The 20,079-nt window shown below is 46.5% G+C and carries 16 protein-coding genes; 3 read left to right on the forward strand and 13 right to left on the reverse strand.

The genetic code is table 11. From position 1 onward, the window contains the following. Window positions 1-24: 24 nt before the first annotated feature. The 6 genes from DW835_RS05755 to DW835_RS05780 form a co-directional block, all read right to left on the reverse strand. Window positions 25-1,203: an MFS transporter gene (locus DW835_RS05755; protein WP_207665411.1), complete on the reverse strand. Its 1,179-nt coding sequence runs from the start codon at window positions 1,201-1,203 to the stop codon at window positions 25-27. Then, entirely contained in the window at window positions 1,178-2,536 is a 1,359-nt protein-coding gene (locus DW835_RS05760) for a glycosyl hydrolase family 28 protein (RefSeq protein ID WP_118730825.1), read from the reverse strand. The genes DW835_RS05755 and DW835_RS05760 overlap by 26 nt, the downstream gene beginning before the upstream one ends. 22 nt (window positions 2,537-2,558) lie before the next feature. After that, on the reverse strand, window positions 2,559-5,681 hold the full coding sequence (locus tag DW835_RS05765; protein WP_118730826.1) for an alpha-mannosidase: 3,123 nt from the start codon (window positions 5,679-5,681) through the stop codon (window positions 2,559-2,561). A 76-nt stretch (window positions 5,682-5,757) separates the two neighbouring features. After that, window positions 5,758-6,639 carry a carbohydrate ABC transporter permease gene (locus tag DW835_RS05770; protein WP_227063484.1) on the reverse strand — a complete coding sequence of 294 codons (882 nt, stop codon included), beginning with the start codon at window positions 6,637-6,639 and terminating at the stop codon, window positions 5,758-5,760. Beyond that, a complete protein-coding gene (locus tag DW835_RS05775; RefSeq protein WP_117465050.1) occupies window positions 6,623-7,537 on the reverse strand; it encodes a sugar ABC transporter permease in 915 nt (304 codons plus the stop codon). Before DW835_RS05775 ends, DW835_RS05770 begins: the two co-directional genes overlap by 17 nt. 125 nt (window positions 7,538-7,662) lie before the next feature. Beyond that, on the reverse strand, window positions 7,663-8,997 hold the full coding sequence (locus tag DW835_RS05780) for an ABC transporter substrate-binding protein (protein ID WP_118668245.1): 1,335 nt from the start codon (window positions 8,995-8,997) through the stop codon (window positions 7,663-7,665). A gap of 340 nt (window positions 8,998-9,337) precedes the next feature. On the opposite strand from DW835_RS05780, the gene DW835_RS05785 reads away from it, so the two are divergent. After that, window positions 9,338-11,128, forward strand: coding sequence for a sensor histidine kinase (locus tag DW835_RS05785; RefSeq protein WP_118538095.1), 1,791 nt, complete (start codon window positions 9,338-9,340; stop codon window positions 11,126-11,128). Beyond that, window positions 11,103-12,626 (forward strand): response regulator, encoded by a 1,524-nt coding sequence (locus DW835_RS05790; RefSeq protein WP_182430255.1) that lies wholly within the window; start codon window positions 11,103-11,105, stop codon window positions 12,624-12,626. The genes DW835_RS05785 and DW835_RS05790 overlap by 26 nt, the downstream gene beginning before the upstream one ends. Window positions 12,627-12,651: 25 nt before the next feature. Here the strand turns inward: DW835_RS05790 and DW835_RS05795 are convergent, their stop codons facing one another. Together DW835_RS05795 and DW835_RS05800 are read right to left on the reverse strand one after the other, a co-directional pair. Then, entirely contained in the window at window positions 12,652-13,512 is an 861-nt protein-coding gene (locus tag DW835_RS05795) for a sugar phosphate isomerase/epimerase family protein (RefSeq protein WP_117568627.1), read from the reverse strand. Window positions 13,513-13,525: 13 nt separating this feature from the next. Continuing rightward, the gene (locus DW835_RS05800) at window positions 13,526-14,680 is read right to left on the reverse strand and encodes a Gfo/Idh/MocA family oxidoreductase (RefSeq protein WP_022311983.1); all 1,155 of its coding nucleotides are present in this window, start codon (window positions 14,678-14,680) and stop codon (window positions 13,526-13,528) included. A gap of 125 nt (window positions 14,681-14,805) precedes the next feature. Here DW835_RS05800 and DW835_RS05805 point away from each other — a divergent pair, with 125 nt between their 5' ends. Next, entirely contained in the window at window positions 14,806-15,708 is a 903-nt protein-coding gene (locus DW835_RS05805; protein WP_022311982.1) for an AraC family transcriptional regulator, read from the forward strand. Between the two features lie 53 nt (window positions 15,709-15,761). Here the strand turns inward: DW835_RS05805 and DW835_RS18360 are convergent, their stop codons facing one another. The 5 genes from DW835_RS18360 to DW835_RS05825 all read right to left on the reverse strand — a co-directional run bounded on the left by DW835_RS18360 (window position 15,762) and on the right by DW835_RS05825 (window position 20,031). Continuing rightward, window positions 15,762-15,932: a hypothetical protein gene (locus DW835_RS18360; protein WP_243037063.1), complete on the reverse strand. Its 171-nt coding sequence runs from the start codon at window positions 15,930-15,932 to the stop codon at window positions 15,762-15,764. Continuing rightward, window positions 15,904-16,197: a hypothetical protein gene (locus DW835_RS18365; protein ID WP_243037064.1), complete on the reverse strand. Its 294-nt coding sequence runs from the start codon at window positions 16,195-16,197 to the stop codon at window positions 15,904-15,906. Before DW835_RS18365 ends, DW835_RS18360 begins: the two co-directional genes overlap by 29 nt. Window positions 16,198-16,294: 97 nt before the next feature. After that, window positions 16,295-16,582: a hypothetical protein gene (locus DW835_RS05815; protein WP_243037065.1), complete on the reverse strand. Its 288-nt coding sequence runs from the start codon at window positions 16,580-16,582 to the stop codon at window positions 16,295-16,297. A gap of 364 nt (window positions 16,583-16,946) precedes the next feature. Continuing rightward, entirely contained in the window at window positions 16,947-18,242 is a 1,296-nt protein-coding gene (locus DW835_RS05820) for an ATP-binding protein (protein WP_118730829.1), read from the reverse strand. 466 nt (window positions 18,243-18,708) lie between these two features. After that, window positions 18,709-20,031, reverse strand: a complete 1,323-nt coding sequence (locus DW835_RS05825) for an IS30 family transposase (RefSeq protein ID WP_118730830.1) — start codon at window positions 20,029-20,031, stop codon at window positions 18,709-18,711. Window positions 20,032-20,079: the final 48 nt, after the last annotated feature.

Raw genomic sequence — 20,079 nt, forward strand, 5'->3', positions numbered from 1 at the left:
ACATCCTCCCAATACAACTTTTTACTATGCCTGTTCCCTGTTCAGGATCCGCTTATGGAACACCAGCACAAACAACAGAGTAAAGAGTATCATTGCTGCCGGCATGATCAGAAAGCTCCTGCCATATCCTGTTTTTTCAGCAATGTCTCCGTAAATATAGTTAAATCCAATATCAAACAGGGATGCTACACTGATGATCAATCCGGACATCGTGGACACCTGCGACGGATCATAAAGTCTCCCGATGGCCATAACCAGTGTCGGATAAATGATCGAGCAGAACAGTCCGGCCAGACTCAGCATCCAGAGTGCCCCACTGAAGATCCCTGCCGCATAAAGCACTGCAGAAATCACAGAAAACAAGGCAATGCTCGGGAATACCTTCAGCCGGTCAACCAACGGAGAAAAGACCAGTCTTCCCACCGTCATTCCGCCAAAAAACAACGCCATATAATTGGCAGCCTTTCCCTGCTCCAGTCCCAGCGCATTGGTTCCGTAGATCACAAACCAGTTCAGCATTCCATGTTCTGCAATAAAGTATACACCAAAGATCACCACCATGACAATCCAAAGGTAGTTTCCCTTCATTTTCCTTCCCTGCTGATCCTTTTCTGCCTTCTTCACTTCTCCGCTGTCCGGGATCTGCAGTTTTAAAATGATCAGAAACGCCAGAACGCCGATGGCAAAAAGAACCCCTGTCACAGCTTTCCAGCCGCCAAAATCGTCAGCCAGATTTCCGATCAGACTCTGTCCTCCGCTGGTACCGATTCCCTGCGTAAAGAACAATACATTGACGATCATGGCCGGTGATGTGGCAAAAATGAACGGTGTGATCAGTGTAATGGACGTATTCAACAGCGTAGAAGCTCCCATTGCCAGGAACATTCCCACCAGCAATGCATAATAGTTATCTGTAAGCAGGAATACCAGCATTGCACACATCCATACTGCGAGAAATCCCAAAAAAGCCTTTTTGCGGTCGATCCTATCCATGATTCTGCCTCCGGCCAGCAGGAAACACAGATTTCCCGCATAGCTTACGGCTATGATCGTGGACAGCCCCTTTGCCGTCAATGCAAAATGCGTCTGAAAAATGCCGGAGAAAATACCTCTCAGGCTGTCACTGATTCCCAGGCCGACCATCAGGATTGCAAATCCGATGAGAGCGATCCTTCTATTACTCTTCTCCATTCTGGCTCCCATCTTCCGGCTCTTCTACATCGATCCGTACATTTTCTACATTTCTCAGTGTCACGTCCTCCTCGTAAAAAGGCAGGATTCCTTCTTTCTTCGTGATCTGAATATCATGGAAGGAGACATTCTTCACATAATCCGCATAGATTCCGGAAATCTTTGTGTGGATCTCTCCCTCTCCCTGGCAGGGTCTCTTATCGTAGCCGTTGATCTCCCACTTGGATTTCTTATCCAGTGTCAGCCGAATGCCTTCAAAGGTCACATCTTCAATATAATTGTCTTCACTGCCCAGCAGGAAAATGCCGTTTTCTCCCTCGCAGGTAATATTCTGGAAGCGGATATTGCGGATCTTACCGGCCTTAACTCCGGGTTTGCGATCCAGCGCAGTCAGGCAGACAGCCTCCGCTCTTCCCCACCATTCATAAGAGAACCTTCTGGTCTCCATAATGATGTTGGAAAAGATTACATTTTCCACGTTGCCATTATCTCTGATCTGAATGGAAATTCCACGGTTACTTCTGGAAATACAGCAATTTTCCACCAGAATATTCCGAAAGTCAGACTCTCCCTCCGTGCCGAATTTGATGGCAGCACTGGTGGATACCAGGGTACAATTGGTGACCACGATATTTTCACAGGGACCGTATTTCTTATAATCCCCGGAATTTTTCAATACGATGGCGTCATCTCCACATTCAATGTGACAGTTACTGATCCGGACATTCTGACAGTGATCCGGATCGATGCCATCGGAATTCGCCATCTTCAGATTATTCAGCAGGCGGATACCGTCGATCAGCACATCCTTACAGCCTACCAGATGCACTGTCCAGAAGGCACAGTTCGTCAGGCGGACTTCCTTGATGGTCAGATGCTTTACATCCTCCAATAGCAGGAGCGGAACTCTGGGATAATAGGAACCCTCGATATGATAACCCGAGTCATCTCCGTAAAAGACAGATTCATTGCCATCAATGGTACCCTGTCCGGAGATCGTCACATTTTCCTGTCCCAGCGCATAGATAAAGGCATGGAACGGGCGTCCTGCATATTCACTGTTCAGGAAAGAAGGCAGGCCGGATTCATGGGCTGTGATTTTACCATTGTTGCGCAGCGGGTAATAATCTTCTAAATTGCTGCTGGCTTTCCAGACAGCGCCCGGCTCCAGATGTACCTCCACATTGGATTTCAACAGCACATATCCGGAAGAATATGTCCTACCGCCGGGGAAGAGGACTACGCCTCCTCCCTGTTCTGCACACGTATCGATTGCTTTCTGAATGACAGGGGCATCATTGGTCTGTCCATCGCCCACTGCACCGTATTCTAATATATTGATCATAATTTTCTCCTTCGTAACCCTCTTACTTTTTTTCATTCACAATACGCAGGGTCTTGATTTCATAAGGCTTCATAGTAAAGCTCCATCCATCCTGTACACGGGTCATATCCGCATTCTCCACCCCGGAAAAATTCTCCATGCAGTCACAGACTGTTACCTGTGCATCCGGAGCAAGTGGGAAGTTCACATGCACTTTGGTACGCATTCCCCAAGTCTCATAGATACGTACGATGATGCCATTGCCGTCCTCTGCTGCTTTCACAGTATCTGCCATCACATTTTCCTCTGCTATCTGCAGCATTGAGAAGCTGTCTTCATAGATACCCTGTACCTTCTCCCAAGCCATCGGGCAGTTCAGATCGTAAGCTTCTCTTACCACACTTCCCTTGCGGAAATCTCCCTGATGAGGGAACAATGCGTAGGTAAATTCATGCTGTCCCTGATCTGCATCGGGATTGGGGAAAATACCTGACTTGATCAATGTCAGTCCCATCACACCCTCATGGACATCATAACCGTATTTGCAGTCATTCATCAGTGCCACACCATAACCGGGCTCGGAAAGATCTGCCCATTTGTGTGCGCATACCTCGAATCTTGCACGATCCCAGGATGTGTTCTTGTGTGTCGGCCGCTTTACATTGCCGAACTGGATCTCATAATCCGCTTCATGTGCCAGAATATCCACAGGAAAGGATACTCTGAGCAGCTGTTGATGTTCCTGCCAGTCCACTCTGGTCTGAAAATCGATCCTTGCGGTGTGCCGGTAGAAACGAATGGTCTGTTCGATCATGGAATCCTGGAACCGTCTGCGCACATGTAATGCCGCCGTCTCCGGTCCGTTCTCCAATACTTTGAATTCTTCCACATCAATGACATCCCAGGATTTCTCCAGATATCCCTCGTCAATATTCCAGGCATCGAATTCTGCCGGCCGATCCTCATATACGGTGAGACGGTTACCCATCCTGCCCTTTTGGATCAGTTCCCGGTCCTCCCTGATATCCACCAGGCTTGTGATCTCAGCATTGGCATCAAATCTTACGGTAAAATAGGGCGTTTTGAAGCTTACCGGTCGTCCGTTTTCCTCCATTACAAGCTCAGTGAAACAGTTGTCCTCTCCGGAGTTCACCGCTCTGCACACAGTAACACCGCTGGGTCCTGCTGTTATTTTCTGCCAACTGCCCTCTGCATTCCGGATCAGTGCCGTACGTGCAAAGCTCAAAGGATTCCATACTGCGCAGACCTCCTCATTCTTCTCCGCACGATACCGGAACAGCTTTTCCCGGATGCTCTTCTTCGCCGTTTTCATCATTTCTTCATCCGCAGCAAAAATCTCTTCATACTGTGCGGCGGAATCCTCATACACTTCCTTAATAGAGGAACCGGGCAGAATATCGTGGAACTGGTTCAGCAAAAGCAGTTTCCAGCTGTGTTCCAGTTGTTCCTGTGGATAGAGATACTTTTGATCCAGAAGTGATGCCATTGCTGCATACAGCTCGGTTTCGCCGTTTTTGAACTCAGCCTTACGATTATATTTTTTATTCTGTGCCATGGAAGTATAAGTACCACGGTGGAATTCCAGATATAGTTCACCATCCCATACCGCCAGACGCTTTTTGTCCATTTTGTCTTCCAGAATATGAAAGAATTCCTTCACCCCTGTCTGTCTTGCTGCAGGACATTCCACGATGCTGTGCTCCAGCCTTCTGCTCTGCTCCAGCATCTCTTCTGTGGGGCCTCCACCGCCATCACCATAGCCGTAACAGGTCAGCACCTCAGTGCTCACATCCTTATCCTGATACCGCTGCCAGGTACCCATGAGCTGGGAGGCATTCTGCAGACCATTATAAGTGGTGGAATGGTTTCCCACCATCTTCAGGTCACCCGGCTTCTGATAGTTTCTGGTAGAAATCAGATGTGTCAACACTTCCGTTCCGTCAATGCCCTTCCAGAGAAAGGTGTCGTGAGGAAACCGGTTGAACTCATTCCATCCGATTTTCGTGGTCATAAAATAAGGAATCCCGGATTTCTGCAGGATCTGCGGCAGCGCCGCACTGTAACCAAAGACATCCGGCAGCCACAATACTTCATTTTTCTCCGCGCCGAGCTCTTGTTCAAAAAATCTGCGGCCATAGATGATATGCCGGATCAGGGATTCTCCGGAGGAAATGTTGCAGTCCGGCTCCAGCCACATGGCTCCTTCCGCTTCCCATCTGCCCTCTTTGATCCGTTCCCTGATTCTGGCAAATACCCCTGGAGCATCTTCCTTCACAAACTCATAGAGCTGTGGCTGGCTGGACATAAAACGGTATTCCGGATATCTGTCCATCAGGTTCAGTACCGTCTCAAAGCTGCGCACTGCCTTTTGTCTGGTCTGACGCAGGGGCCATTTCCATGCCACATCAATATGGGTATGGCCGATACTGTGCACCGTCACCGGATTCGGTCTTCTGTCGGCATAATAAGTACCTTCCAGCTCCTGCGCCGCCATTTTCATGCTCTCAAAGCATTCTGCGGATCCGGGTCTGCGCAGATCCAACAGATTTATGCATCTTTCCAGTGCTTTAAAGCCCTCGATCCTGGATAGATTGTCCTCCGGCAGAAGATCCGCAGCTTCATAGACAGCCTGCATGTCATAATAGAGTCCCGCCGCCTCTTCCCGGTAGACTGCCAGCTCCAGGCGGAAGAAATTCGTACCGGTAAACGTGCCTGCATACGCACTGGAATACGCATAAAAAGCCAGTTCGTAAGTCTCTCCTGCTTTGGCATGCTCCGACAGAATGATAAACTGATGGTTCATATCCAGCGTGGCTGCAAATCTGCCGTTCACATAAGCCATGATCTGGGGATTGTCCGTATTCCAGATATCTGTGGCTCCGGTGTTCAGCACGGCACGGACTGTATGCCCCTCCATCTGCTCCGGGATCGCCACATCTGCCAGGAAGAAATAATGCTGATCCAGCTCTCCCCAGGTCTCATTGCGGCCGAAATCCCGGAAATCTTTTCCTTCTCTGTGGAATTCCTCCTCAAAATGGTAATCCGCTTTGGCGATCTTCACGGAAATTACCGCTTGTCTGTCACTATATATCATCTGCTCTACGGCTTCGAGAACAGCTTTGATTCGATTTCTAACAGTGTCCATATTACACTCTCCTCTGATTTTTATCTGAAAACAAGAAAAGCGGGGAGAACCGGAACAGTCTCCCCGCCGAACAGCTTTAGCCCTTGATACCGGTGGATGCAATTCCTTCTACCAGATATTTCTGCATAGTCAGGAAAATAACAAATATAGGAATCAGGGACAAGGTTGCCATTGCAAACATAGCACCCCAGTCAGAACCTGCGGTAGGATCCGAGAACATCTTCAGAGCGTAACTCACCGGATATTTCAGAGGATCGCTTAAGTATAACAGTGCTGCCAGGAAATCATCCCATCTCCACATAAAGGAGAAGATCGCACTGGTTACCAGTGAAGGTTTGATCAGAGGAAGGATGATACGGAAGAAGATCGTATAGGTAGAACATCCGTCCATTCTGGCCGCCTCATCCAGATCCATGGGAATCCCCTTGATGAACTGGATATTCAGGAAAATGAAGAATCCCTGACCGAACCACTGGGGAACAATGATAGGAAGGTAAGAACCGACCCAGCCTAATTTATTAAAAATTATGTACTGCGGGATCATTACTACCTGGAACGGAAGCATCATGGACAACAGCATGCAGGCGAACCAGAATCCCTTGAATTTGAAGTTAATTCTTGCGAAGCCGTATCCGATCACAGCAGAGGAAGCCACTGCTCCGATGGTGGATAAACCTGCGATCACAAAAGAGTTTTTGAAGAAGGTTCCGAAATTGTATCCGGCAAATCCCTGCCAGCCTACCTTGTAGTTCTCCAGAGAGAAGTGTCTCGGGATCAATTCCGATGCCGTTCTTATAATCTCATTGGTATCCTTAAAAGAACTAAGTACCATCCATACTAACGGATATATCATCACGCAGGCAAAACAGAAGGTGAAGATATGATAAATCACTCCGATAGCAAATCTTTTTTCTTTATATCCTTTTTTCATACGCTCACCATCAACCTTCTGATTCATAATATACCCACTTGTTCTGGGTCTTGAACAAGATCAGTGTCAAAATTCCTACTACCAGAATCATAAACCATGCAAGTGCACATCCATAGCCAAGTTTGTTATAGGTAAATGCGTTCTGGTACATATATACAGTATAGAAAAGGGTGGTATCCCTTGGTTTTCCCTGTGTAATAATGTAGCTCTGTGTAAATGCCATAAAGCCGTTGATCAACTGGTTGATCAGATTGAAGAAAATCGTGGGGGTCAGCATGGGGAGTGTGATCTTGAAGAACTTATGGACACCGCCAGCTCCATCCATGGTGGCTGCCTCATATAAGCTTACGGGAATCTGCTTTAATCCTGACAGGAAGATCAGCATGGAGGATCCGAACTGCCATACTGCCAGAATGATCAGTGTCCAGATCGCAGTATCGGAACGTCCCAGCCATGCGATATCCAGTCCGAACAGACCGTTGATCACACCGTCACTGGCGAACATTCTTTTCCACAGAATGGCAACCGCCACACTGGAACCGATAATGGAAGGAAGGTAATACACTGCTCTGTAAAAGCCGGACAGCTTGGTGCTCTTCACCAGAAGCATTGCTACGATCAATGCCATGATCAGACGAAGAGGTACGGAAAATACCACGTAATACATGGTGACACCGAATACCTTCCAGAATTTCGGATCATCCGTGAACATGGTAATGTAGTTTTCCAGCCCAATGAATGTCGGGGACTGTAAAATATTGTATCTTGTAAATGAAAATGCAAAAGATAAAAGCATGGGAACCATCATGAATGCCAGAAATCCGATAATGAACGGTCCGACAAACACATATCCGGATACGTTAGGACTATCCAGCCACTGGCCCAATGTTCTTTTTCTCTTTGGGGAAGTCTTTTCTTTGCTCATTTTTCCTCTCCTTCTGCCGTTTCTATAACAAGCGCCCGGCTCCCGCCCGATGCCGGATGGGATCCAGGCGCCCTTTGATTACAATTTGTTATAACGGTCTTACTTCAGAAGTCTTACTTCTCGTCTTACTTTGCCGCCTCGCTCAGAATCTTCTGAGATGTGGTTACGAATTCTTCTGCTGCTCCCGCTGCATCTGTATCTCCATAACGCAGGTTCTCAACAATGGTCTTGGCCTGTGCTTCTACTTCACCCTTACCGGAGGGATCGGGATCATCAATAGGAGTTGCGATCTTGGATACTTCTGCGATATAGTCAAATACCTTCTGGGAATTCTCATCCACATTAGGTTTGATCGCTTCTGCCACATCACTGTTCACAGGGATGCCTCTCTCTGCCAGCAGGATATTGTTGCACTCAACGCTGTTGGTGAACCAGTCCAGGAATTTTGCAGCTTCCTCTTTATTCTGAGAAGTCTCGGCGATAGAAAAGAACTGGCTGGGCTTTAAGAACATCGGTTGGGTGGTTGCATCGCTGGTAGTAGGATACATGGTGATTCCCAGATCTCTACCGGCTGTGTTGGCAATACTGATGTACTGGTTGGAATAAGAAAAGTCATTCCAGGTAGTTCCGTCAATGATAGGCTTGGTCTCTACTACATCCGGGTTCTTCTCTGCCAGAAGATCAGGAGAAATAGCGGATTCTGCCTTGTTGAACTTATCCACATTAGCGAAATGGGTTTCGCAAGCAGTCTTGGTACCTGCTGCCAGCTCATCAAACAGGTGGGAGCCCTGTGTTCTTGCGATAACCTGCATCATGTTGATGCCGCCATCGTAGTAGGTCTTCACACCGGTCTTCTCGTAAATGGTCTGTCCGATATCATACAGTTCTTCGATGGTCAGCTGCTCGGGAATCTCTACACCGGCCTGTTCTACGATTTCTTTGTCATATACCATCATAGGAGCATTACTGCCAAGGCTTAATGCATAACAGGTTCCATCAATAGATCCACTATCGATAACGCTGTCTGCAATCTTGCTTGTGTCAATGACACCGCTGTCAATGAACTGGCTCAGATCAGCAAGCTGTCCGCTCTGCTGATACTGTTGCAGATAGGAGTAATCCATCTGGATAATATCGGGAAGGTTGCCGCCTGCTGCCATTGCAGAAAGCTTATCCCAGTAGCCGGACCAGTCGGTAAACTCTACCTTGATCTCTACATTGGGGTTCTGTTCCATGTAAAGGTCAACTGCCTTCTTGGTTACATCATTTCTCGTCTGGTTGCCCCACCAGCAAAGGCTCAGGGTTACTTTGTCACCACTGGCTGCCTGTGCTGCGCTGTTATCACCTGTGGCAGCGGAGCCTGTGCCAGATGCATCAGAACTGCCTGCGCTGCTTCCACATGCAGCCAGAGACATGGTCATCAATACAGCCATAAGACCTGCAATCATTCTTTTCTTCATTTGTTATACCTCCCATACAATCTGTCGGGTATGTGTCCTGCACATCCCTCGTTGTTGTTTTGATGAATTTATTTTATGTCCATTTTGCATAATGGTAAAGTTAAATAACGGTTCTGTCGATGCAAAAAAATGGCTTTTTTAACCATAATCTTACATTTTTTTCGTCACATTTTCATACTTTTTCAGTTTTTTTCATATTTCATATGGCATTTTGCATAATTTCGTGTTCAAAAAAAGGTTTCTGAATGTTCAAAAAACGGCTTTTTGTTTTCTTCCCACGGATGAAAATTGAACTTCCCATATTTTTACTATATAATAACCATGATACGGAGGTTTTTCCATGAGCAATTTATCACAGCGTTTTAATAATCTGTCTTTATATAAGAAAATACTACTGATCCTGTCAACGACATTGCTTTTTGTGTTCTTTGCTTTTGTTGTGGGCATTCAGCTTCTTTCCCAGTATTATGCCCGTGAGCTGTATACTTCCAATGCACAGTCTCTGAATTATGTATCTTCCTTCGTCTCTGCAAGAATGGAGACCGTGGAATCCGGTTCTGCCCGGATCCTGTCCGATACCATCATTCAGACGAATCTCACCGATATCATGGATGCTCCCACCAGTATCCGTAATGCCCAGAGAAAGCAGACGATATATCAGGCTCTCTATCCTTATATTTTTGATGACGACTATATCAAATCCATCAGTCTGGTACTTCCTGACGACACACTGATCTGTATGGGAAATACTTCCGATCTGGATGCTTTTCCTCTGGAGGAACTGGCAGAAAATGCAGCAGCCTGCCAGGGGCGTGCCAGCTGGAGTGCACCGGCTTCCCCCGGGAATACCATCGTGCTTTACCGGGATATCCGGCAGCTTCGCCATCTGACCCTGGATCATCTGGCTTACCTGTACATAGTGATCGACCTGGACCAGCTGATCAGTGATGCCCTGGAGAATGCCGGATATTCTCTCTCCACGCATTCCCGTTTTATCCTGTTTGCAGGAAATGCGCAGTTTTACCCACAGGAGACTTACCATCCGGAACAGTATTCCAGCCTGCTGCAGTCGCTGAATCATGGCAGCAGCCATTATTCTATTCTTTCCATAGATAAACGAAAGACCTTTGTCATCCAGGGAGATTTTCCACGTACCGGATGGAATTATCTGTATTTTCAGGATTACGATCCGCTCTTTTCTGCGATCCATACCGTTCTGATCCGGATGATCCTGTTCTCCGCCGTGGTCGTGATGATCGCTCTGTTTCTGGCACTGTTGCTTCTGCGCAGGATACTGCACCATCTGGATCTTCTGGTAGAGAAGATCCGCCGCTTCGGACAGGGACTCCCGGATCCGGAGGACACCGCTCACTACGATTACAGTCTCCGCACCGATGAGATCGGGCAGCTGCATGTCAGCTTTGACGAAATGAAATCCAATGTAAAGACTTTGCGGGATAAAAACTATGAAAAGCAGCTGTTGCTCCGGGATACCAATATCAAGATGCTGCAGCAGCAGATCAACCCGCATTTTCTCTACAATACCCTGGATACCATCAACTGGATGGCGCAAAAATACGGTGCCGATGACATCTCCACCATGGTCCGTTCCCTGGGGAATCTGTTCCGCGCTGCTGTCAACAGCAAAGAAGACCTGATCCCTTTAAAAAAGGAACTGGACGTTTTAAAGGATTATATCCGGATCCAGCAGATCCGTTTCGGAGACCGGCTGGACTTCCAGCTGCATGTGCCGGATGACATTTCCCATATTTATGTCCCGACACTTTGTATCCAGCCTCTGGTAGAGAACGCATTAAAATATGCTCTGGAATTCAGTGACGATGTCTGTCATATCACCGTCACCATTTCCGAAAAAGACACCGTCTACCAGATTACCGTAGCAAATACCGGTTCCCATTTCGAGGATGATCTCATCTGGAAGCTGGAACACAGGCAGGTCACTCCCCAGGGTTCCGGTGTGGGACTGGTGAATATCAACTCCCGCCTGAAGCTGCTCTTCGGCGACCGGTATGGCTTATCTATATACAATGAAGACGGAATGGCCATTGTACTGCTGTCCATTCCCAAAGAAAGAGAGGATTCTTATGCTCAGATTGATGATTGTAGATGATGAACAGATCATACGTGAAGCACTTTCTTCCATGATCGATTATACCTCCCTCGGCTACGAGGTGATTGCTACCGCCAAAAACGGAATGGAAGCCTATGACCGGATCCGTGATGACTATCCCGATGTTGTGATCACAGATATCAAGATGCCTATTTTGAACGGTCTGGAACTGATCGAACGTGCCTCCCGCATCGACTCCCGGATCACTTTTATCCTGTTATCCGGTTACGGTGAATTCGAATATGCCAAGCAGGCCATGAAATACGGGGTCCGCTACTATCTCTTAAAACCCACGGACAAGCAGGAGCTGATCAACTGTCTGGATACGATCCGTGAAGAAAAAAAGCAAAAAGAGGTACAGCAGAAGGCGGAGCAGGCACTTCTGCTGAAGGATATGCAGTCGCCATTAGAACAGGGGCTGCTTATGGAAGCATTGGATCAGCCTGATAATTTTCCCCAGGTATTCAAAAAGTATCAGGGACTTCTGTCCTTTCCCGAAAAGGGACTATATGCCTGTATCTGTTCCTTTGTAGAAGAAACCTATCTGAAAAGCTTTCTAAAGGATATCGTGCGGATTCTGCTTTCCTGCGGAGCAGAAAGTGTCTTTTCTGTTATTTATGTAAAAAACAGTGCGCTTCTGGTCCTGTCCTCTCCCACCCTGGTCCATCAGGAAACGATCCGCCAGTCTTTGGAGGAGTTGCATTATCCGCAACAGTGTGTAACCTTTGAAGCCTCTTTTCTCCACGGTGACACTTCGGAAGATTTGTTTGCGCAGATCATATCCAAGATATCCCGCTATGAACGGATCCTGCTGATCCGCCCAGAAACCGGAGAAACCAGAGACTTCCATAACAACATGGCCGCTCCCTGGCGGATTTCCAAGCTGCGTGAGGCATTTACCGCTTCCCCGGCCGAAACGGATATTCCATCTCTGCTGGATTCCGTCTTCACTCCTTCCATGACACCGGATGTTGCGAAGAATATCGCCCTGGGACTTTTCCTGAATCCCGATAACTCCGGACAAGAGCCGCCGCTCGATATTGCCTGTGACTTTTTCCGCCGCCTGTATTCCTGTACCCAGACCTCCGAAATCCGGAAGCTGGCGGAGATCGTACTGCTGCAGGAGAAGGACGAGGCTGCCTCCTCTAAGGGCGGTGCCAACATCAGCCTCTTAAAATCTTACGTGGAAGCCCACCTGGACTGTGAGACCCTGTCTTTAAAATGGCTGGCAGAGAACTATCTCTTTGTCAGTGTCGGCTACCTGAGCAAACAATTTGTAAAGGAGGAAGGCATCCGGTTTTCCGATTACCTGAACAAAAAGCGGATGGAACAAGCCATCCGCCTTATGGTGTACTATCATAATGACAATATCAAAACTATTGCCAGGTCTGTGGGATTCGGCAATAATCCACAGTATTTCAGCCAGGTATTTAAAAAATATACCGGCTATACTCCCACAGAGTATATTGAGAAGGCGGGTGCCTCTGCGCCCTCCTGATGCAGTCTCCCTCATCGTAAGGGAATTACATGCAGTTGTCCAGAAGCTTCATCAAAGCATCATGCGCTATGGTAAATGTCTCAAGACCGCTGAGTACCTTCTTTTCTTTGACAGCAATGCTCCTGCCGTCCTTTTCCAGTGCATGGAAACCCTCAAACTCAAACAGGTGCGGTTCCAGTGACAGGAATCCATCAAATCCGGAGGCTGACAGACGCTTCAGGATCACCGCCACATTTCCGTCACCATAGCCTGCCGGAACTACACTCTGGTCTGACTTCAGTGCATCCTTTACATGGATATAGGCAATATAGGACTTTAACATCTCATAGGCTTCCAGCGTATCCTGTCCGCACTGTACAAAGTTGGCAAAGTCAAAAATAGCTTTAAAATGATCCCCGTAAAAGGTATCCATGAGTTTTTTGCATTCCGGAGCCATTGCTCCATAGATATCTTTTTCATTTTCATGCAGGAGCAGTGTATCATTCGCAGAGGCATAGTCCACGAATTTACCGATCCTGTCGAAGACTTCGCCCTCATAGGCTGCCGGATCACTCTCCTGCGGAAGATAGAAGCTGAACATCCGGATCGTCGGGCATTCCATCTTATGGCTGATCTCCACTGCCCTCTTGAACTCTTCAAAATGGGGAGTGAAATCATCCGTGATCAGAATCTTACCCAAGGGAGATCCCAGGGCAGAAAGCCGGATTCCATTATCATCCAGTGTCTTCTTGATCTGCTCCACTTTTTCATCCGTGTGATAGATCAGATTTTCTCCATCCACTCCACGCATCTCCACATAAGACATTCCCAGTCCTTTCAGTCCTGCGATCTGAGCTGTCAGTTCCGGTGCGATTTCATCTGCAAAACCTGTGATTTTTACTGTCATTCTTTTGTCCTCCTTAATAAGTGCCTGTCGTATCAAATACAATATCAGTGTCTTCCTTTTTTCTGGAAGTGGCACGTTTTTTGTTCAATTCTCGTAAAAACAATTCTTCATCCAACGGCAGTTCCACGGTGCGGTCCAGCCAGCTGGACAGATGCATGGCATTGGACAGGGTCAGCCCCCGGATTCCCTCCGTTCCCTCTGCCACCAATGGAGTTCCTCTTAAAATATGACCTGCGAACGCTTTCAATACACCAATATGCTGCTCGTTTTGTCCATCCGTCTCAATCTCAATTCTGGAATATTCCGGCTTTTTAAATCCTTCCTTCTCCGTTTTGCAGAAATCGCTCACATTGGTGGACAGTTTATCAAAAAACAGTCTGCCTTCCTCGCACACGATTTTTCCCATCTCGAAGGTCAGCTCCAGCCGGTTGGTTCCTGGAGCATCTGCCGTGGTAGTCACGAAGACACCGGTGGCTCCGTTTTCAAATTCCATATAAGCCGTCACATCATCCTCGACCTCGATATCATGCCATTTTCCTTCGTGGCAGAAGGCTCTCACCTTCACAGGCATGCCGCACAGCCATTGCAGCAGATCCAGCTGGTGCGGACACTGGTTCAACAGCACGCCGCCACCTTCTCCGTCCCAGGTTGCCTTCCAGCCCGCCGCATCATAATAGCTCTGATTACGATACCAGTCGGTGATGATCCAGTTGACACGTCGCAGCTGCCCAAGTTCGCCGCTCTGGATCATTTCGTGAAGTTTTCTGTATACACAGTTGGTTCTCTGATTTAACATGATGGCAAAGGATCTGTCAGACCTTTCCGCTGCCTCATTCATCTCCCGTACCTGTTTCGTGTAGACTCCTGCCGGTTTTTCGCTGATCGCATGCAGTCCATGCTCCAATGCATAGATGACGAATTCCGGATGCAGATAATGTGGTGTTGCCACCAGAACGGCATCACAGCTTCCCGAATCAATCATTTTCCTGCCATCATCAAATACCTTGACCGTCTCCGGAAGATTGTTCCTTGCCCAGTCCAGGCGGCTCTGCCGGATATCCGCTACGGCGGTCAGTTCCATATCCGGCACCATCCCTTTCAACACATTGCCTGCATGACCGGTTCCCATACTCCCAATACCAATAATGCCCAGTCTTACCTTTTCCATTTAGACACCTTTCCTTTCATTCTCTGATGTATTTCTTTGATGTTCTTATTGTAACTTCTCTACGATTGTAATAATATGTATATAAAATACTAATTTTATACAAAATAACGACCTTTGGAGTGCCTATGAAAACCCAAATGACTATTCCCTATTTTACAATTGATGCACCCTATGAACTGGCTTACCGCAACAACGGAACCTCTTCTCCCGCCAGACCGCATACGCACAACGCTCTGGAAATATATCTTACAATGTCCGATCTCCCGGATGTCCTCTTAGACGACACTGTCTCCAGTGTTTCGAAAGGATCTCTGATCATCATTCCGCCTCACCATGTGCATCAGCTGTTCAATCAGAAGCTGACCATCTATGAGCGCTACGTCCTGAATATTAACAGCGACTGGCTGTATACTGTCCTTGGAGCCGGTTCCGGACTCATGCCTTATGCAGATCCGGCTTTCTCTCCTGCGATCCTCCGGCTTTCTCCCACCGGGCTTACCGGGCTCTGCAGTCAGCTGGATCACTATTTGCAGCTGCATCCTCAGCCCTCCCTTTCTGCCTATGCGGATTTTTTCTCTCTGCTAAGTATACTGGATAGCCGGATCCAGCACGGCCTACAGGCATCTTCTACCGGACAGCGTTCTATTTCCCAGTCCCAGAAAAACATCAATGAGGTCATGGCCTTTATCAACCGGCATCTGACAGAGCCACTGACCCTGGAAAGCATTGCTGCAGAATTCTACCTGAACAAGGACTATCTCGGGCGCCTGTTCAAGGAACATACCCATGCCACCATCGGGCATTATATCTCCGTGCAGCGGGCTAACCTCGCCCAGACGATGCTGGCAGAGGGCCGGACCGTCACCGAGGTACAGGAACTTCTCGGCTTCTCCAGCTATGCCTATTTCTTTAAATTTTTCAAAAAAATGACCGGGATCTCTCCCAGTCAATATCGTAAAGATAACACTATGCCTCTGTCGCATTCTCCGTCTCCACATTCCAAAAAAGGAACTGCAGCCTGTGTATAAACACACATTGCAGTTCCTTTTGCTTTTACCTGTCTACTTCACAAGCTATCTTATTATTTAGTCAGCAGCATCATAATGTCATTGCTTCTTGCCACGAACTTGGTCATGGCATCGGCAGACAGAGGTACGTGCTGAAGCTTTGCCAGATCGTACAGCTGCTCGCAGATCATTTCTGCATTCTCACCATCCTGGTGCTCAGTAATGTACCAGAGGATGGCTGGCATTCAGGATCATGGTCTCTCCCTCACCGCCGAAGGCACTCATGTCCATACCGGGCATGGAATACATCTTCATCATATCCTGCATACGTCTGCTCTCTTCGGACAGAGTGATCATGGAAGAGATCTTCTTGTTCTTCAGCTCCTCTACCTTGACAGTGATCTTGTCGTTCTTCAGAGCTTTCTTCATCAGCTTGCTGATGCTCTCCGCCTGCTCTTCCATCTCTTTCTCGGCCTTCTTGGAAGTCTTGGACTTCAGGGCATCGGTCATATCCGCATCAATACGCTGGAACTTGATTCCCTCGTTCTTTTTCTTCCGCAGAAAGAGTGCTCACACAAGTTCCGTTGGCAATGGCGGTCTGTCTGGACTATTCCTCTCTGTCTTTCCAGAGTAATCTTTCATATTCCGCAGACTCTCTGGCACATCCCCGCAGGATTTCCCGGTCCAATCCCCTCCACATATGCTCCGAATCTCTGTACAGATACGACAATTGCAGTACATTCATCTCCGGTGCCTGTTCCGCGATCTGCGACAGGGAAACTCTTGCAAAAGCAATGCCGCCGTATTTGATCTGTTCCAGTACTTCGCTTTCCGAACCCAGTTTTGCTTCACTCTCCACGATGATGTGGATCCGTCCTCCGGTACGCTCCTGCACCAGTTCTGCAAAACCTCAGCGTTACCCAGCGCCGCATCCGGGTGCCATTGATTCGCTCCGACGTCTCTGTGACCGATGCCGCTCTCGTCCAAAGTTCCCGGCAGATGCATCTGCGCTGCCGTTCCATCCGTCAATATTACCTTCCACGTTCCCTCCAGTGAAATCCCCATCGCAATCCCTCTGTTCTTATATAATTTTTTATATTTTTCAGTCAGTCATCACGAAATATAGTTAGCTTCATTATAGACTTCACCTCAAATCCAATGCAACGGATTCTCCTTCATGTTCTATGCAAAAAAGAACCACATTACCGATATTTCTATCAGTAATACGGTTCTTGAATTCTTATCAGTATGCCAACGGTTCAAATACAAAACGCCGCATAAAGCGGAACCACCTTTTTGTTGTCCTCAAACGCAAAGTTTTTCGCGGAAAGTTTGATCGCGTAAGCCGGCTTATAGGTATCCATATAGACCTTTAAGCTTTTGGCTCTGGTATTATCGGCGGATTTCACCTCAATCGGGATCAGCTGACCATCCCGCTGGATAACGAAATCTATTTCAGCCCCACGCTCGGATTCCCAGTAGTAAGTGTTATAACCATTGATGGCAAGCTGTACATTGACATAATTTTCTGTCATGCCACCTTTAAAATCATTCAGTTCCTCCACCATATAGAGAATATCGTTTGCAGCCAAATCCTTCTTGGCGCAAAGCAGCCCCAGATCCGAAACGTAAATCTTAAACGCATCAATATCCCGATAATTTTCCAAAGGCTTCTTGATCTGCTCTACCCTATAGACCTGTGACGCAATTCCCGACAGACAGAGCCATTCAATCGCATTTTCAAATTCAGAAGCACGTCCACCCTTTTTGATCAGCTTATATTGAAAGCGGGTATTTTTCTTGGAAAGCTGAACCGTAATATTATCATAGGCAAGTCTGGTTTTCTTAATTGCATTCAGATTATTGTATTTGCTCATATCATTCAGATAACTTGTCAGAATGGTATCCTGCGTATGGCGGATCAGGATATAATCCCCTGTCTGGACAAACTGCATCACACACTCCGGCATACCGCCTACCACAAGATACTGACGGTAAAGCTGCATGGCTGCATCATGGAGTGCGGATGGCATCGGCCGATTCGTTTCAAAACATTTTTTAATCTGCTCTACAAGTTCATCCTCTCCCACAGCAATCATAAATTCTTCCATATCCATCGGATACAGCGTTTTCATATCAACCTTACCAACGGGAAATGAAAATTTTGCTCTGTTGACGGCAACGCCCAACAGGCTGCCTGCCACAATAATATGATAATCCGGGGCATCCTCACAAAAATATTTCAATGACGTTAAAGCCCTTTCGCAAAGCTGTACCTCGTCAAATACAATCAATGTTTTTTCTTTTACAATCGTCTGACCTGCAATATGAGATAAAATCGGTATCAAATAATCAGGACTGATCTTTTCCTCAAAGGTTTCATTCAGTTTTGGATTCGTTTCAAAATTGAAATAGGCTACATTTTCATAATGAATTCGCCCGAACTCTAAAATAGAATAAGTCTTCCCCACCTGTCTTGCCCCCTGCAAAATAAGAGGTTTGCGGTGTTCATTTTCTTTCCATGCTTCCAGAAAACCCATGATTTTTCTATACATGATCCATCCTCCTTAAAGGTCCTGAATATAGTATAATTATTATTCATGTAAAATTCAATATGTTTTTGTGCTGTTTTTGCATTAAATGCATGAATATTTTTATAAAATCATCATTTTCCGACATGTTTGCTATGGTTTTTACATTTTTTGGTAAATAGCAAATTTAACTTCCGTTTTGCAAAAGTAACTTCTGTCTGAATTATTTTTGCAAGATTAACTTCGGAATCAGCACCTTGAAAACAGAAATAAGTCTTGCGAAAACAGTGCCAACTGGAAATTAGTATTGCAGGAGTGGACTTTAGTATTACAAACCGCTTGAAATAGGGCTTTTTAGCATGTTACTATACTCTTGAAGTCATATTTTACTGTATGCAAATAAGAAGTCATCGCTTCGTTTGCATGTTTGCAAGGGAAACTTCCACCTCTGGGATATGGGTGACATGATCAGGAGATGACATTGGCAGTTTTACTTCAGCAGTTCAGGTTTTAGTATGATTTCATTAGCAGGAACAGCTTCCAGGTTAAGCTTAGAGGCTGTATCCGCGCCATAAAAGAAGCTGAATAGTTGATGTGCGGATCGATTATTCAGCTTCTTTCTTGTATAGGAGTTAATGTGACTCATCATCAGGTTGACTTTATCCTGTGTAAGAAAAGCAAATGATGTTTTCTTAGGAACAATCCTTCTGATGAATTCATGAGTTACTTCAATACTTCCTTTTTGATCAGGACGTTGCGGATCACAGTAAAACACATAGGTTCTGCGTCTTCCATCCTCATCAAACTCTATTGCCAACGGATCCGTAAATTCGCTTCCGCGATCTGCTAAGATGACCTGGAACATCTCACAGAATTGTTCCCGCCCAAGTATCTCATAAAGATGGTTCACCGCTTCTGTTACCGACTTGGCTGTATTCGCTTCCCTAAGATATGCCAGCATAAGGGAACAGTTTCTAAAGAATACTGTAAGCAGCACCTTTGTGGAATCCCTGGTGCCTTCTACCGAATCCATTTCCACCACGTTGAAATCAGGATGTCCTTTCATAAAAGCTTCAAAATCTTCGTAGGTACGCCCGATATGGCATTTCTTATCGACACGTACAACCTTTTTGGATTTGCGTTTTTTATAACGCACTTTTCTTGGAAGATCTATATTTCCAGCAGAAAGTATGCCGGCATCTATGTAGTTATAAATGGTCCTTTCATCTATCATGATTTCTGCTGCATTGTTCATACAAATTTGATGAATCGACTGGCCTTGTTTGATAAGAGGCGAAAGGATGGCATCAAGCCGATCCAGTTCTTCTGGTGTTATATCGATACCCTTACGGGAATCAGAACGTGTCTTTTCGTATGTTTTATGAGCTTCCTTTGCATCATAGAACTGTTTGGCAAGAGTACAGGAACGTACCTGTTTACATGAATTGCAAGCATAGGGTGCTTTCTTTAGACTTGAACATTTTTCCTCTTCAAAATCAGGACAATTGACCATGCACAAAGCACACTCAGAACAGTATGTTTTTCCGTGCCATAACCGATTAATAAACCCACAGCTATCTTCGCCACAGATATACTGCCTAGTGCATCTCTTTCTGTGTCTGCATGGATTATAGCCTCTGGAACGCGTACCAGTATTTCGATAATCAAGATGGGCTTTCACTTCTTTAGAAACAGTTGATGGATCCTTGCCTATCAGAGCGCCTATTTCAACGAACGTCTGCCCCTCTTTTAAAGCTTTCTGTATGGTAATGCGATCATCCAGTGTCAGATGCTTATATTTATAGGATGACATGTATTTATCCTCCTTAGTCTTGCTGCCATCTCCTGACACTACTGAAGT

The organism is Clostridium sp. AM34-9AC (assembly GCF_003480225.1).
In the GTDB taxonomy this organism is placed as follows: Bacteria; Bacillota; Clostridia; order Lachnospirales; family Lachnospiraceae; genus Acetatifactor; species Acetatifactor acetigignens.